The organism is Shinella lacus, from assembly GCF_010994755.1.
GTDB classification, from domain to species: Bacteria; Pseudomonadota; Alphaproteobacteria; order Rhizobiales; family Rhizobiaceae; genus Shinella; species Shinella lacus.
Window position 1 is genome coordinate 307,236 of sequence record NZ_WHSB02000002.1, and the last position, 14,803, is coordinate 322,038.

General features: G+C 64.1%; 11 protein-coding genes. 5 read left to right on the plus strand and 6 right to left on the minus strand.

The genetic code is table 11. The features are described from left to right. Both GB927_RS06000 and GB927_RS06005 read left to right on the plus strand, forming a co-directional pair. Positions 1 to 318 (plus strand): TfoX/Sxy family protein, encoded by a 318-nt coding sequence (locus GB927_RS06000; RefSeq protein WP_256115745.1) that lies wholly within the window; start codon positions 1 to 3, stop codon positions 316 to 318. A gap of 111 nt (positions 319 to 429) precedes the next feature. Next, positions 430 to 2,547: a TonB-dependent receptor domain-containing protein gene (locus GB927_RS06005; protein WP_256115746.1), complete on the plus strand. Its 2,118-nt coding sequence runs from the start codon at positions 430 to 432 to the stop codon at positions 2,545 to 2,547. Here the strand turns inward: GB927_RS06005 and GB927_RS06010 are convergent. The 5 genes from GB927_RS06010 to GB927_RS06030 all read right to left on the minus strand — a co-directional run bounded on the left by GB927_RS06010 (position 2,522) and on the right by GB927_RS06030 (position 7,377). Continuing rightward, positions 2,522 to 2,959, minus strand: coding sequence for an NUDIX domain-containing protein (locus GB927_RS06010; RefSeq protein WP_256115747.1), 438 nt, complete (start codon positions 2,957 to 2,959; stop codon positions 2,522 to 2,524). The two genes, GB927_RS06005 and GB927_RS06010, sit on opposite strands and share 26 nt — an antisense overlap. 9 nt (positions 2,960 to 2,968) lie before the next feature. After that, a complete protein-coding gene (locus tag GB927_RS06015) occupies positions 2,969 to 4,480 on the minus strand; it encodes a DEAD/DEAH box helicase (RefSeq protein ID WP_256115748.1) in 1,512 nt (503 codons plus the stop codon). A 193-nt stretch (positions 4,481 to 4,673) separates the two neighbouring features. Then, positions 4,674 to 5,963: a M23 family metallopeptidase gene (locus GB927_RS06020; protein ID WP_256115749.1), complete on the minus strand. Its 1,290-nt coding sequence runs from the start codon at positions 5,961 to 5,963 to the stop codon at positions 4,674 to 4,676. Between the two features lie 97 nt (positions 5,964 to 6,060). Next, entirely contained in the window at positions 6,061 to 6,888 is an 828-nt protein-coding gene (locus GB927_RS06025) for a ferritin-like domain-containing protein (protein WP_256115750.1), read from the minus strand. 21 nt (positions 6,889 to 6,909) lie between these two features. Then, positions 6,910 to 7,377, minus strand: coding sequence for a peroxiredoxin (locus tag GB927_RS06030; RefSeq protein WP_256115751.1), 468 nt, complete (start codon positions 7,375 to 7,377; stop codon positions 6,910 to 6,912). 149 nt (positions 7,378 to 7,526) lie between these two features. Between GB927_RS06030 and GB927_RS06035 the strand changes: the two genes are divergently transcribed. Next, positions 7,527 to 10,919: a DUF3971 domain-containing protein gene (locus GB927_RS06035; RefSeq protein WP_256115752.1), complete on the plus strand. Its 3,393-nt coding sequence runs from the start codon at positions 7,527 to 7,529 to the stop codon at positions 10,917 to 10,919. 47 nt (positions 10,920 to 10,966) lie between these two features. Here the strand turns inward: GB927_RS06035 and tyrS are convergent, their stop codons facing one another. After that, positions 10,967 to 12,220, minus strand: coding sequence for a tyrosine--tRNA ligase (gene tyrS / locus GB927_RS06040; RefSeq protein ID WP_256115753.1), 1,254 nt, complete (start codon positions 12,218 to 12,220; stop codon positions 10,967 to 10,969). A 132-nt stretch (positions 12,221 to 12,352) separates the two neighbouring features. On the opposite strand from tyrS, the gene GB927_RS06045 reads away from it, so the two are divergent. Next, a complete protein-coding gene (locus tag GB927_RS06045) occupies positions 12,353 to 13,486 on the plus strand; it encodes an anhydro-N-acetylmuramic acid kinase (RefSeq protein WP_256115755.1) in 1,134 nt (377 codons plus the stop codon). A 94-nt stretch (positions 13,487 to 13,580) separates the two neighbouring features. Then, positions 13,581 to 14,759 carry a GGDEF domain-containing protein gene (locus GB927_RS06050; protein WP_256115756.1) on the plus strand — a complete coding sequence of 393 codons (1,179 nt, stop codon included), beginning with the start codon at positions 13,581 to 13,583 and terminating at the stop codon, positions 14,757 to 14,759. Positions 14,760 to 14,803 lie beyond the last annotated feature (44 nt).

A 14,803-nucleotide genomic window follows, 5' to 3' on the forward strand; every position in this document is an offset into this window, starting at 1 on the left:
ATGGATCGCGACGGGATCGAGGAGATGTTCCAGGCGCTGGGGCCGGTGACGATCAAGCGCATGTTCGGCGGCAAGGGCATCTATCACGAGGGCCGCATCCTGGCGCTGGAAGTGCAGGGCGAGATCCTGCTGAAGGCCGACGAGGAAAGCGCGGCCGATTTTTCCGCCGCCGGCAGCCGGCAATGGTACTACGATGGCAAGAGCGGCAAGCCGGTGAAGATGCCCTATTGGTCCATTCCCGACGAGGCGCTCGACGATCCCGACGTCATGGCGATCTGGGTACGCCGGGCCTACGAGGCGGCGCTGCGCGCGCGATAAAAAGCCCGCCCGGAAAACGCCGCAATCAAACTTGACTTGTATTGTCATGTTGTCCATTACCGGACGGTTCACGCTTGAGTTTGCGTGGACGAAATGTCCGGTGAGGTTTCCATGACATACGATCGTTCTTCCGCGTCGACGCTTCTCGCGGGCACGGCCATGGCGCTTGCGCTTCTGGCCACCGCGGCACCCGTCAAGGCGCAGGATGCGGCCGCCACGGACCTCCAGCAGATCAACATCGAAGGCGACAGCGACGGGGATGGTATCATCGATATCCCGGCCGCGGTTTCGAAGGCCGATCGCGTCAAGATCCAGGAAGATTTCGCCGGTGACGTCGCGCAGGTGCTGCGCTCCTCGCCCGGCACCTTCACCCGCGAACCGTCGGACCAGCCGGGCATCACGGTCAATATCCGCGGCCTGCAAGGCATGGGACGCGTCAACAGCATGATCGACGGCGTGCCGCAGACCTTTCGCAACCTGTCCGGCCACGGCGGCACGTTCGACAACATGCTCTATGTCGAGCAGAACATGCTGGTCGGCGTCGACGTGACGCGCGGTGCGGTCTCCGGTGCCGAGGGCATGGGCACGCTGGCGGGTGCTGCCAATTTCCGCACGCTCGATGTCGACGATGTGCTGCTGCCCGGCCGCGACTATGGCGTGATGACCTCGGTGCGCGCCGGCACGAACGGTTTCGACTATTCCCGCCTGCTGACGGGCGCAGCGCGCACCGATATCGGCGGTGAGGGTGAGATCGGCATCGTCGGCGCGCTCAGCGACACGAAGAAGAGCCCCTATGACAACGGCGACGGCGTGACATATCCGTTCGCCGGCGATCAGCATCCGAAATCCGGCCTGTTCAAGATCAACCTTTCGCCGGATTCCGATCACAAGCTTGCGCTCGGCGCCATCTGGTACGGCAACGACTTCCTGCCCGGCAGCTCCGGCTACAACTGGCAGATCGAGAACCAGACCTATACGGCGAAATATACCTACCAGCCCGGCAGTGACCTGATCGATCTCAGCATCAACGCCTATCTCAACATCACCGATCTCGAATTCGACGGCAGCAACGGCAATGTTACCACGTTCGATGGCCGCAAGGGCACCAACACGACGACGGGCTTCGACATTTCCAACCGCATGCGCTTCGACCTTAGCGACGAGACCGAACTGAAGCTCACCTATGGCGGCGCCTACAGCCGCGATCAATATGAGGGCAATGCCAAGCGCGGCGCCAATCCGGATGGAACGCTGGTCAAGGCCGGCGTCTTCAGCGAGGCGACGATCACGCACGGCATTTTCGACCTGACCGGCGGCCTGCGCTACGATTACTGGTCGCTGGAGGGCATCAGCGGCTACGACGCGCCGGGCACCAATGGTTGCGCGGCCGATGGCCAGCCGTGCCCGATGGAAGAACTGTCGCGCGATGGCGGCGACGTCAACCCGAAGATCACCCTTGCCGCGCGCCCGCTCGACTGGCTGCAGCCCTATGTGACCTATGCCCACACGTCGCGCCCGCCGACGGCGGCGGAAATGTTCTATCCGGGCGGCCACAGCTTCGACGGCTCCTCGGACCCGGTCAACAACAACCCCAACCTCTTGCCGGAAAAGAGCCGCGGCTGGGAATTCGGCGTCAACATGACGACGGACGATCTGTTGACGCCCGGCGATACCGCCTGGCTGAAGGTCGGTTATTTCCACAACCGCATCCGCGACTACATCACCTATGACATCGGCGAGGATGGTGCTGCGCGCTGGGTGAATGTCGATGGAACGACGCTCATGAAGGGGCTTGAGGTCGAAGGCGGCTACGATGCCGGCCGGTATTACGCCGGCTTCTCGCTGACGCTTGCCGACACCAACCAGCCGGAGGGTGCCGCTGCCGGCGTCGGCGGCGATACGGGCCGGCTGCCGGACGATTTTGCGACGATCGACGTCGGCATGCGCTTCCTGGACGAAACGCTCACCGTCGGCGGGCGCATGCGTTATGTCGGCAAGAGCAAGCAGGCCTATATCAACCAGGAAATGGCCTTCGAGCTCGACGCCTATACGCTGTTCGACGCGCACGCCTCCTGGCAGATCAACGAGAACGCCAAGGTGTTCGTCAATATCGAGAACGTCTTCGACGAGAGTTACATGAAGGCGAATGCCGGCCTGATGGACAGCTACGGCGGCGTCAAGAACGGCCGCGGCCGTACCTTCATCATCGGCGCGACGGCGCGGTTCTGATCGAGCCGCGTAGTGCCTTCACTGCGTCGGCAGCGAAGCGCGAGAGCGGCGAGGGCAAGGCATCGAGCGGAAACCAGCCGAATTCCGGCAGTTTCTCCGGCTCCATGACGCGCGGTTCGCCGGCAAAATCCTCCGTCACATAGATGAGCGACAGCCAGTGCTGGCGCTCCTCCGCGATGATCTGTTCGGAAATGCAAAGAAGCTCGACGGCGCCGATCGTCAATCCCGATTCTTCCTCCGCCTCGCGGCGGGCGGAATCGACGGCGCGTTCCATATGGTCGACCTTGCCGCCGACGATGTTCCATGAGCCGGCTTCGGGTGCACGAAGGCGCCGGTAGAGCAGGAGCCTACCCTCACGCAAAATGGCCAGGCCGCAACCGAGGCCTGGCACATCGATGCCTGGAATGGACATGCTAGTAGATCAGGCCTTGCCGGCGATCAGCATGAAGGCGGGGATCTCGTCGCCGAAGCCGAGCGGCGTCGGGCCGTCATCGTCGTCGCGGCGGTAGCGGTTGCGACGATCACGGTTGTCGTCGTTGGCCGGACGCGGGGCGGCATGGTTCGCGGCCCGCGGGTTGCTGCGAGCGGGAGTCTGCGGCCGCCCTTCCGTCTTGCGTTCAGCTTTCACGGCTTCCACCTTCTCTTCGGTCTCGCTGGTCTCAATGCCGGGCGCGGGGCGTGTCTCGGTCACGCGGGCTTCGCCCTTGCGGCCACGGGAGCGGTCACGATCACGACCGCCACGTTCGCGGCCGCTACGCGAGCGCTGTTCACGCTCCTCGCCTTCGGCCTGCGGCGGCAGGGCATCGAGGCCGCCGTTCAGCCATTCGACCTTGCGGTCGATCAGCTTCTCGATGGCGTCGACGAACTTTCCGTCGCGCTTGGATACCAGGGTGAAAGCGGCGCCCGAGCGGCCGGCACGGCCAGTGCGGCCGATGCGGTGGACATAGTCCTCGGCATGGATCGGGACGTCGAAGTTGAAGACGTGGCTCACATCCGGAATGTCGAGGCCGCGGGCCGCGACGTCGGATGCCACGAGGAGGGTAAGCTTGTTTTCCTTGAAATTGGCCAGCATCGTGGTGCGCGAGCGCTGGTCCATGTCGCCGTGCAGCGCGCCGACGGAGAAGCCGTGGCGGTCGAGCGAACGGAAGAGGTCGGCAACGTCGACCTTGCGATTGCAGAAGATGATGGCGTTCTTCAGGTCTTCCTGGGCGCGGATGAGGTCGCGCAACGTTGCGCGCTTCTCGTAATCCTTGCTGTGCGTGGCGACGAGGCGCTGCGTCACGGTCGTCGCGGTCGAGGAGCGGACCGAGACTTCGACGCGCTCCGGGTTCTGCAGGAAGCGGTCGGCCAGCTTCTGGATTTCCGGCGGCATGGTGGCCGAGAAGAACAGCGTCTGGCGCGTGAAGGGGATCAGCTTGGCGATGCGCTCGATATCCGGGATGAAGCCCATGTCGAGCATACGGTCGGCTTCGTCGATGACGAGGATTTCGACGCCGGTCATCAGGAGTTTGCCGCGCTCGCAATGGTCGAGCAGGCGGCCGGGCGTGCAGATCAGGACGTCCGCGCCGCGTTCCAGCTTGCGGTCCTGTTCGTCGAAGGACACGCCGCCGATGAGCAGCGCGACGTTCAGCTTGTGGTTCTTGCCGTATTTCTCGAAGTTTTCCGCAACCTGGGCTGCGAGTTCGCGCGTCGGCTCCAGAATGAGCGTGCGGGGCATGCGTGCCCGGGCGCGGCCTTTTTCGAGGAGCGTCAGCATCGGCAGAACGAAAGAGGCAGTCTTGCCGGTGCCCGTCTGGGCGATGCCGAGGATGTCGCGCCGTGCCAGAGCCGGCGGAATGGCGCCTGCCTGGATGGGAGTCGGGATCGTATAGCCCGAATCCGTGACGGCAGACAGGACTTTCGGGCTCAGGCCAAGATCAGCAAAAGTGGTCAAAGGGAAAACTATTTCCGTTCCGGTTCTTGCGAACGCAATGGGTTTCAGCGGTCGACGCGCCGCTAGGATGCAGCGCAGATATGCCGAAAGTGCCGGAAAGTCAAGGAAATCAGCGAATTTGGTGAATCACCGAGCAATTTGAACTGTGTGGCGGATGCTTTTGCCATCCGCAAGCCCTCGGTCTTGCGTTACGTCAATCCATATAGGTGGTCAACTTCATGCCCGCGGTGAGGAAGCGCATGGGGTCTATGGCCTTGCCGTCGCGGCGCACTTCGTAGTGCAGGTGGGGGCCGGTGGAGCGGCCCGTCGTGCCGGAAAGGCCGACCGGATCGGCCTCGTCCACATGGTCGCCGACCTTGACGAGAACGCGGGAAAGGTGGGCGTAGCGGGTCGTCAGGCCGTCGCCATGGTCGATTTCCACCATGTTGCCGTAACCGCCGTTGCGGCCGGCGACGACGACCGTGCCGGCACCGGTGGCGTGGATTTCCGTGCCCGTGCGGGCGCGAAAATCAATGCCGGCATGCAGCGCCAGCCGGCCAAGGAACGGATCGGTGCGGTTGCCGAAGCGGCTGGTGATGCTGCTTTGGGGCGAGGGGTTGCCGAAGGGCAGTTTCCGGGCGGTGCGACGGGCGCTATCGAGGCGTTCCAGCGCGACGTCGAGGTCGTTTATGGATTCTTCGAACGGATCGGTGAAGGCGACGGGCTCGACGAACGGGCCGCCGATCGCGAGATCCGAATCGGTAGCCGGCTTCTCGGCCGTTTCCTCGGCGACGTCGAAACCGGTGCGGCGCAGGATGGTCTGGATCGCGTCGGCGGTTTCAGAAGCCCCGGCGGTCAGCGACTGGATGCGGTTGATCTGCTCGTGTTCGAGGTCCTTCAGCGACAGCGTGACCTTGGAGAACAGGCGGTCGGCGCGGTCGGCAACCGATTCGCTGGTGGCGGCATAGGCAAGTTGCGTCGTCTTCAGCGGCGCCGCGCCCGCGCCGCCCATGATCGCATCGATGGCGCCGGCGGCGTCCGCCCGACGGCCGTCGATCACTGGCGTCTCTTCGGTAAGGGGGGCGGTTGCCTCCACGCCGCTGTTTTCGGCGCGGCTCAAAAGCGCGTCGAGCTTGCCGTGACGGGCAGAGAGGGCGGATTGCTGCTGCATCAGCTTCTCCACCTTCTCCTCCACCACCTGCTGGTCGAGGAGCTGGCGGCTCGTGACGCGATCGACCTGCGCGCGAAGGGCGGAAATGCGGTCCTCGTAGTCGTGCTGCATGCGCGCCTGGCGCGCCATGGTGGCGCCGATCAGGTCGTCGCGCAGCACCAAGTAAGAGGTGGCGGCGAGATAGCCGACGGTGAACATGCCGGCGAAACAGAACGTAACGGCAGCCATCCACGGACGGATGGTCATGTGGCGGATCTTGTCGCCGCTCGCGAAGATCACGACGTGCTGCTTCGCGCGCTTTCCGAAGATGCGGTTTTCAGGACGCTCCGCCACAGTTGATACCCCCGACCGGTTGTGCTGGTCTCGTGCGGGGAATTACACATTGTTAGGGTTAATAAAGCCTTTCCCGGCGGCGTTTTGGCGCCAAATATCAGCTCTGGCTGACAGAAACGAGCGAGCGGTAGAACGACGGCGTGAGGCCGGCCTCGGCGCGCGCTACGTCGTTGAACGGCGGCTTCAGCGGCCCGCGGAAATTGGTGCGCACCAGCTCCCTGAAGGTGGCCGACGGGTCCTTCTTCTCGCGGGCGCAGAGGAAGCGGAACCACTTTGCGCCCACCGCCACATGGCCCTTCTCGTCGTTGTAGATGATGTCGAGAATGTCGGCGCTTGCGTCGTCGCCGGTCTCGCGCATCTTGGCCTGCAGCGTCGGCGTCACGTCGAGGCCGCGGGCTTCGAGAATCAGCGGCACCACGGCGAGGCGGGCTGTCAGGTCGTTGCGCGTGTCATGCGCGGCCTGCCACAGCCCGTCATGCGCCGGCAGGTCGCCATAGTCCGCGCCGAGATCGCGCAGGCGATCGCGGATGAGGCGGAAATGTTTCGCCTCCTCGAAGGCCACCTGCATCCAGCCGTCGAAGAAGGAATGCGGCACGCGCTCGGTGGTGAAGCGGGCGACGATGTCGAGCGCGAGATCCACGGCGTTGAGCTCGATATGGGCGAGCGCATGGAGCAGCGCGATGCGGCCCTTCTCGGTGTGCAGCGAGCGCTTCTTCATGTGCTTGGGCGGAATGAGCTCCGGCTTTTCCGGCCGGCCGGGCCGCGAGGGCAACGCCGGATCGCGCGGCGAGCGCATCGAAAGCGTGCGGGCGAACCAGCGGCGCGCCGTCTCCTGCGCGAGCTCCGTCTTCAGGTCGAGATCGGCGGCAGAGATTGCCGCCGTGGTGCCGCCGCGTAGGCTTTCGATATGCGGAAGTTTTATCATTCCAATGCCTTATGCGGGGTTTTATAGTTTCCTGGCGGCGTCGAGCACGGCCGCGACATGGTCCTTGACCTTCACCTTCGGCCAGATTTCCGCAATCTTGCCTTCGGCGTCGACGAGCACCGTCGTGCGCTCGACGCCCATATAGGTGCGGCCATACATGCTCTTTTCCTTCCACACGCCATAGGCTTGCAGCGTCTCCAGGCCTTCGTCGGAGGCGAGCGGCACGTCGAGTTCGTGTTTCTTGACGAACTTGTCGTGCTTCTTCACCGGGTCCGGCGAAAGGCCGACGAGGGCGACGCCGGCGGCCTCAAAATCCGCCTTGGCGGCGGTAAAATCCTTCGCTTCCGTCGTGCAGGCTTCCGTGTCATCTTTCGGATAGAAGAACAGCACGACGGGCCGGCCGCGCAATGCGGAGAGCGAAATGGTGCCGCCGCCGTCACGCGGGAGGGTGAAGTCCGGGGCCGCAGCGCCTGGGACGAGTTCTGCCATGGGATTTCCTTTCTTTGGCCGGCTTTTTGAGTCAAGGACCCGGCCTCCCGCATATATAGTGGCAGACAGAATCGTCCAACGGCCACTGGACGATGCGCACCGATTCCGTGGGATAGGGTGCGCGCAGGGGCAAAGGAAACAAGCGCGAGATGGGAGATATCCGCGGCGAGAGAGTCGTGTTCCGCAAGCAGGACATCGTTCCGCTGCATGAATTGCCGTCCGCGCAGGCGCACGAACCCATCGTCCTGCATGCGGCGCAGGCCAGCCGCACGGGCATCGCCTGCCGCATCGTCGCCGCGACCGTCGCCCTCGTCCTGTTTCTCGGCGCCGTGCTGATCGGCCTGGTCGAGACCGGGCTTTTCGACAGCACGTTGAATGCCCGCGCCGTCGCCGCCCTCAACCAGGCGCTCGGCCCCCGCTACCGCGCGTCGGTCGATCATACCGTGCTGCGCCTTGCCGGCTTCAACGGGTTTGCGCTGAAGGCGGAAAATGTCCGCATCATTGAGCTTCAATCGGACAAGGAACTGGCGACGACCGATTCGATCGGCATCGTGCTCGATCCGCTGGGGCTCGCCTCCGGCCGTCTCGCCGTCTCGCGGCTCGATGTGGACGGCGTCATGTTCAATGCGGCGCTGCTGCCGAAGAGCAAGCCGCTCGATCTTGCGGCGCTGCGCATTTCCGACGTACCGGACTATCTCGAAACCACGTTCGAGCGGCTCGACGGCGTCAACCGCCTGATCGACGCCAACGGCATGCAGACCGTCAGCATTTCCGACCTTGGTGCGGCATTCCAGGGGCCGGACGGCAAGCCAATCACGCTTGCCATCGCCAGCCTGCAATTCACCCGCGACGGCGACGGCACCATGTCGATCGACGGTCATTTTTCGCTGGACGGTTCGGAAGGCGAGATCGACCTCACTGCCTCGGGCACGGAGGGCGCGATCCGCACGCTGGACGGCTCGATCCGCAACGTGGCGCTGGCAAAATTCCTGCTCGGCAACGACGTCAACGGCAATGTGCATGCCGGCATCGACACGACGGCGGATGTCTCGGTCAACTCCGTGCGCGAGATCGCCGGCACGAAACCGGTGCTCGGGCTGACCATCAACGTCGCCGCCGGCGCGGTCTATGGCGATGGCATTGCGGCGGAGCTGCGCCCTTCCACCCTCAAGGCCGTCTATAATTTCGACAAGGGATCGATCGAGCTTGCCTCGCCGGATGCAAGCGTCGGCCAGTCGCATTTCCCCTTTACCGGCGGCCTCATCGATCTCGACCGCGTCTCCGACCGGGCGGACAAGGGCTTTGCCATCGATCTGGTCTTCAGCAATGCGATCAGCCGGCCGGTCGATTCCACCGAGGCGCCGATCCGCTTCGACGCCAAGGTCAACGGCTACTACCTGCCGAAGACGAAGAACCTGCTGTTCGAGCAGATGGCCGTTTCCAGCGAGAAGGGCAATGTCGCGGGCTCCCTTGCCATGCGCTTCAGCGATCGTGCGCCGGAAGTCAGCTTCGTGATGATCGCCAGCGAACTGGAATCGGCGGCCGTCAAGCAGTTCTGGCCGTTCTGGATGGCCAAGACCGCGCGAAGCTGGGTGATCAAGAACATCTTTGGCGGCACCGTCACCAATGGCCGCATCGAATTCTACCTTGCCGAGGGCCGCGAGCGCCTGCCGGGCGTGCCGATGCATCTCGGTCCGGACGAGCTGAAGATCGACTTCGACATCGAGGGCGCGCGCATGAACGTGGCGGGAGAGATCCCGCCCTTGCGCGATACGTCCGGGAAGTTCCGTCTGCGCGGGCCGCGCACCGAGATCCAGATTACCGGCGGTGCTGCCTATTTCCCGTCCGGCCGCTCGGTTGCGCTGAAGGGCGGCACGTTCGTTTTGCCGGACAACTATACCAAGCCGCTGATGGCCGACATGGACATCGGCGTCGCCGGCAATGCCGATGCGATTGCGGAGCTCGTGACCTACCGGCCGATCCGCGCGCTGCCGGCGACCGGTTTTGCGCCCGATGATTTCACCGGGGAGGTCGAGGCGAAGGTGAAGGCGCATTTCGGCGTCATCTCCTCGCACAATCCGCCGCCACCAGAATGGACTGCCGCGCTCACCCTCAACGACGTGGATGTCGCCAAGCCGATCGCCGGGCGCGAGGTCACCGGCCTTCACGGCCTGCTGGCGATCGATCCCAAGAAGGCCGACCTGAAGGCCAAGGCTGATATCGACGGCGTGACGCTCGATCTCGAACTGCTCGAGCCCGTCGGCAAGGCGAGCACGATCAAGCGCAAGACGATCCTGTCCGGCACGCTCGACAACAAGGACCGCCGCAAGCTGTTGCCCGGCCTGGAGGATGTGCTGGATGGCGCGATCGCCATGCGGATGGAGCAGGACGGCGACGGGCCGCGCCAGGTGGAGGCGGATGTGGGCGCTGCCGCGGTCTCCATTCCCTGGATCGGCTGGACCAAGGGTGCGGGCATCGGCGGCAAGGTCACGCTGACGGCGGACACCAAGGAAGGCGTCACTCGGGTTTCCGATTTCCGCTTTGCCGGCGACGGGTTCAATGTTGCGGGCGATCTCACCTTCCGCGGTGCAAGGCTGGATGCGGCAAACTTTTCCACCGTCCGCCTTTCGGCCGATGATCGGTTCCGGCTGAAGCTGGAGCGCGGCAAATCCGGCTATTCCGTCGTGGCGGATGGTGAGGCGGCCGACGTGCGCTCGGTGCTGGCGCGCCTCAAGAACGCCGGCAGCGGCGAAAGCGGCGGCGACAAGCAGGGCATCACCGTGCAGGCCAACCTGTCGCGGGCCGTCGGTTTCAACGGCGAAAGCCTCTCCAATGTCAGCCTGCGCTATGCCACGACCGGCAGCCGCATTTCCGGTGTCGACCTTTCGGCGGTGACGGCTGGCGGCGCGCCCGTGGTGGCGCAGCTTGCCCGCAATGGCGGCTCGGACGCCATCCAGCTCACCAGCGGCGATGCCGGCGCGGTGGCGCGCTTCGCCGATGTTTACAGCCACATGCGCGGCGGCCTGCTGAACGTCCGCCTGCGGGAAACCTCCAACAGCGGCTGGCGCGGCTCCGTCGACATCCGCAATTTCTCGCTCGTCGGCGAAGAGCGCCTGCGCTCGCTCGTGTCTACGCCGGCCGGCGAGGACGGGCGCAGCCTCAACCAGGCGGTGCGCCGCGAAATCGACGTCAGCGCCGTACGCTTCTCCCGCGGTTTTGCGCAGGTGCGCACCGGCGGCGGCTCGCTCAGCCTGGAAAACGGCGTGGTGCGCGGCGAGGCGGTGGGCGCGACCTTCCAGGGCACCGTGCGCGACGCCAACGGCCGCATCGACATGACCGGCACCTTCATGCCCGCCTATGGCCTCAACCGGCTCTTCGCCGAATTGCCGCTGATCGGCATCATCCTCGGCAACGGCAACGACCGCGGCCTGATCGGCATCACCTTCAAGCTGGCCGGTCCCTTCGACAAGCCGAAACTGACCATCAACCCGCTGTCGATCATCGCGCCCGGCGTCTTCCGCAACATCTTTGAGTTCCAATGAAAAAGGCCGCCCGAAGGCGGCCTTGATCTGGGGCGCTGCGCGGCCGATCAGGCCGGGCGGATGAGGATGTGCTTCTTCTTGCCAAGCGACAGTTTTACGACGCCATCGTCGGAGACGTCCGAAGTGCCGATCATGCGGCGCTCGTCGGACACTGCGGCATCGTTGATGCGCACCGCGCCGCCCTGGACGTGGCGGCGGGCTTCCCCGTTTGAGGTGGCGAGGCCGGCCTTGACGATGAGGTTCAGGAGGCCGATGCCGGCTGTGAGTTCACTCGCGGTGACGTCGATCGTCGGCAGGTTTTCGGCGATTGCGCCTTCCTCGAAAGTCTTGCGCGCGGTTTCGGCGGCCTGTTCGGCGGCCTCGCGGCCATGCAGCATCGCGGTGACTTCCGTGGCGAGGATCTTCTTCACCTCGTTGATTTCGGCACCGCCAAGGGCTGAAAGGCGGGCGATCTCGTCCATCGGCAGCGTCGTGTAGAGCTTAAGGAAGCGCGAGACGTCGGCGTCTTCCGTGTTGCGCCAGTATTGCCAGAAATCGTAGGCCGAGAGCATGTCCGGGTTGAGCCAGACGGCGCCGGAGAGCGACTTGCCCATCTTGGCGCCGGACGCGGTCGTCAGCAGCGGCGAGGTCATCGCGTAGAGCTGCGGCGTGCCCATGCGGTGGCCGAGGTCGATGCCGTTGATGATGTTGCCCCACTGGTCGGAGCCGCCCATCTGCAGGCGCACGTCGTAGCGCTTGTTCAGTTCGACGAAATCGTAGGCCTGCAGGATCATGTAGTTGAATTCGAGAAAGGACAGCGACTGTTCGCGGTCGAGGCGCGTCTTCACGCTGTCGAAGGAGAGCATGCGGTTGACGGAAAAATGGCGGCCGACGTCGCGCAGGAATTCCAGGTAGTTGATGCCGAGCAGCCAGTCGGCATTGTTGATCATCAGCGCGTCCTTCGGACCATCACCATAAGTCAGGTAGCTCGAAAAGACCTTCTTGATGCTGGCGATATTGCTGTTGATCGTTTCCGGCGTCATCAGCTGGCGCGCATCGTCCTTGAAGGACGGGTCGCCGACCATGCCGGTGCCGCCGCCCATCAGCGAGATCGGCCGGTGGCCGGTCTTCTGGAACCAGTGCAGCAGCATGATCTGGATGAGGCCGCCGGCATGCAGGCTCGGCGCCGTCGGGTCGAAGCCGATATAGGCGGTCACGGTTTCCTTGGCGAGAAGGTCGTCGAGGCCGGTTTCATCGGAGATCTGGTGGATGAAACCGCGCTCTTTCAGCGTGCGAAGGAAATCTGACTTGAATTCGGACATGGCCTGTCTCTCTCGGCGGGAATGCTATGGACGGGATGTTTTTTGGCCGGATGCAATTTTCCGGCGGACCGCCGGGCGTTTATCACTGTTTCACCGCATAATCACTCCAAAAGTGATTCTGGAGCGCACGAGATGACGGCACTGCGGACGGCAATCGGTCTGATGAGCGGCACGAGCCTGGACGGCATCGATGTCGCGCTGCTGCGCACGGATGGCGAGGCCGTCGTCGAGCGCGGGCCATCCATGGGGCGCCCCTACGATGCCGCCTTCCGCCGCCGCCTGCAAGGTGCCTTGGAGACCGCCAAGGCGATCGACAGACGCGAGGAGCGGCCGGGTGACCTAGGGGAAATCGAGCGCGAACTGACGCTGCGCCATGCCGAGGCCGTCAACGCCTTCCTCGCCGAAAACAACCTGAAGGCAGGCGATATCGAGGTCATCGGCTTTCACGGCCAGACCGTATTGCATCGGCCCGATGCGGGTGTGACCGTACAGCTCGGCGACGGCGGGCTTCTGGCACGCGAGACGGGCATCGCCGTCGTCTACGATATGCGGGCGAACGACATGGCCCATGGCGGCCAGGGCGCGCCGCTCATTCCCGTTTATCATGCAGCCTTGGCGGCCGGCCTTTCCCGCTCCACCGGCCGGGCGGTCGTCTTCGTCAATATTGGTGGCATCTCCAACATAACGTTCATCGGCAGCGGCGGCGAGATCGTCGCCTTCGACAGCGGCCCCGGCAACACGCTGATCGACCAATGGGTCGAGGCCCATGCCGGCATTCCCTATGACCAGGGCGGCATGATCGCCTCGGAGGGCCGTGTCGATCCGGACCTCGCCAACCGCTACCTCAGCCACGACTTCTTCACCGCTCCGGTGCGCCGCTCGCTCGACCGCAACGATTTTCGCCCACCGGCAGGCACGGATGCCAGCCTCGAAGACGGTGCGCGCACGCTGGCCCATGTCACGGCGGCGGCCATCCTGCGCTCCGCCCGTCACCTGCCGGAGCGACCGAAACTCTACGTCGTCTGCGGCGGTGGCCGGCTGAACCGGGTGATCATGGGCGATCTCGCAGCCCTTGCCGAGGTCGAAGGGGCGGAGGTGGTTGTGGCCGAGGCGGTCGATCTCAACGGCGACAGCATGGAGGCGGAGGCCTGGGCCTATCTCGCCGTGCGCTCTCTCCGCGGCCTGCCGCTCACTTTCCCGGGCACAACCGGCGTCAAGGCACCCGTCAGCGGCGGTGTATTGCAGAAACCGACCCTTGAAGATTAACGCTTTTTTGGCGGCGGCCTCTTAGCATCGTGGCGGACCATTCCGCGTTTTCCGCACGGGATGCTTATCCAATGTGTCTTGCGTAAGGTGACCGATGAGTGGCGCGGGCTTCCTGATGGCGGCGAACTTTTTCATCGCGCAATGTTTCTGCTTTTTCTTCCTCGCGGTGTCCGTCAGGAGCCGCAATCGTATTGCCGCGCAATGGTTTGCCGGCACCTTTGCTGTCTCCTCGCTTTCCATTGTTTTCGAGTTTCTTCTTGCCAATTTCCCCCCACCGAGGCTCTGGACGGTCCTGGCCTTCGCATCGATACTCGGCGGAGCGTTCATGCTTCGGGTCGGCATCGGTCATCTTTACGGCTTGCAGGCCAATCGTAGGCATCTGGCCGCGCTCTTTTCCGGCTTCGTGCTTTTCAACTACGTGATCTACGATCTGCCGCGTGGAACGCTGGTCCATGCTTTCACATATCAGGCACCGCTGGCTATCGCGGTCGCCATGAGCGCCTGGGCCGTCTCGCGCGCACGCGCCGCTGCCTTCGTTGACCGGATGCTCGTCGTTCTGTTGGTCATGACAAGCGTACATTTTCCACTTAAGGCTGCGATCGCGGTCCATGCCGGGTCAGGCAGCGTCGCCAGTGACTACCTTTCCAGCCGGTTCGCGCTCTATTCGCAGAGCATCGGAGCCGTTCTCATCGTCACTATCGGCCTCGTTCTGTTATGTGTGCTGGTGCTGGAAATCATGGCGGACGAAAAGGCCAATGCGGAAGTCGATGTTCTCTCCGGCGTCTTGAACCGTCGCGGCTTCGACAGTCGCGTCGATGCGTTGATCGCAAGGCGAGGGCCGCACAGCATCGTTCTTTGCGACCTCGATCGCTTCAAGTCGGTAAACGATACCTATGGACACCAGGGCGGCGACGCCGTGATCCGCGCGTTCGGGGAGATGCTGAAGGCGGCGGCGCCGGCGGACGCCCTTGTCGCGCGCATCGGCGGAGAGGAGTTCGTGATTTTTCTGCCGTTCACCGCCAAGGATGCGGCCCTTCTCTTCGCGCATGCTCTCCGGGCCGCAAGAGCGGTGTCGCCGGTTCCAGGCCTGCCGGAGGCGCTTCGCGTCACCTCAAGCTTCGGTGTCGCGGAAATCGGCCAGAACGAACCGCTGCGCTTCGCCATGCGCCGTGCCGACGATGCGCTCTACGCCGCCAAGAATGCCGGGCGCGATTGCGTGCGCGAGGCGGAGTCGCCGGCCGTGGTGCTCGAAGTTTTCAAGCTGGCAAATTGAAGGCAAGAAAAAAGCCCGGTGGCGGACCATCGGGCTTGGTATTC

Coding starts and splice junctions, on each gene's coding strand:
- GB927_RS06000 (WP_256115745.1), top strand. CDS start 1: ATGGATCGCGACGGGATCGAGGAGATGTTCCAGGCGCTGGGGCCGGTG.
- GB927_RS06005 (WP_256115746.1), top strand. CDS start 430: ATGACATACGATCGTTCTTCCGCGTCGACGCTTCTCGCGGGCACGGCC.
- GB927_RS06010 (WP_256115747.1), bottom strand. CDS start 2,959: ATGTCCATTCCAGGCATCGATGTGCCAGGCCTCGGTTGCGGCCTGGCC.
- GB927_RS06025 (WP_256115750.1), bottom strand. CDS start 6,888: ATGATAAAACTTCCGCATATCGAAAGCCTACGCGGCGGCACCACGGCG.
- GB927_RS06030 (WP_256115751.1), bottom strand. CDS start 7,377: ATGGCAGAACTCGTCCCAGGCGCTGCGGCCCCGGACTTCACCCTCCCG.
- GB927_RS06035 (WP_256115752.1), top strand. CDS start 7,527: ATGGGAGATATCCGCGGCGAGAGAGTCGTGTTCCGCAAGCAGGACATC.
- tyrS (WP_256115753.1), bottom strand. CDS start 12,220: ATGTCCGAATTCAAGTCAGATTTCCTTCGCACGCTGAAAGAGCGCGGT.
- GB927_RS06045 (WP_256115755.1), top strand. CDS start 12,353: ATGACGGCACTGCGGACGGCAATCGGTCTGATGAGCGGCACGAGCCTG.
- GB927_RS06050 (WP_256115756.1), top strand. CDS start 13,581: ATGAGTGGCGCGGGCTTCCTGATGGCGGCGAACTTTTTCATCGCGCAA.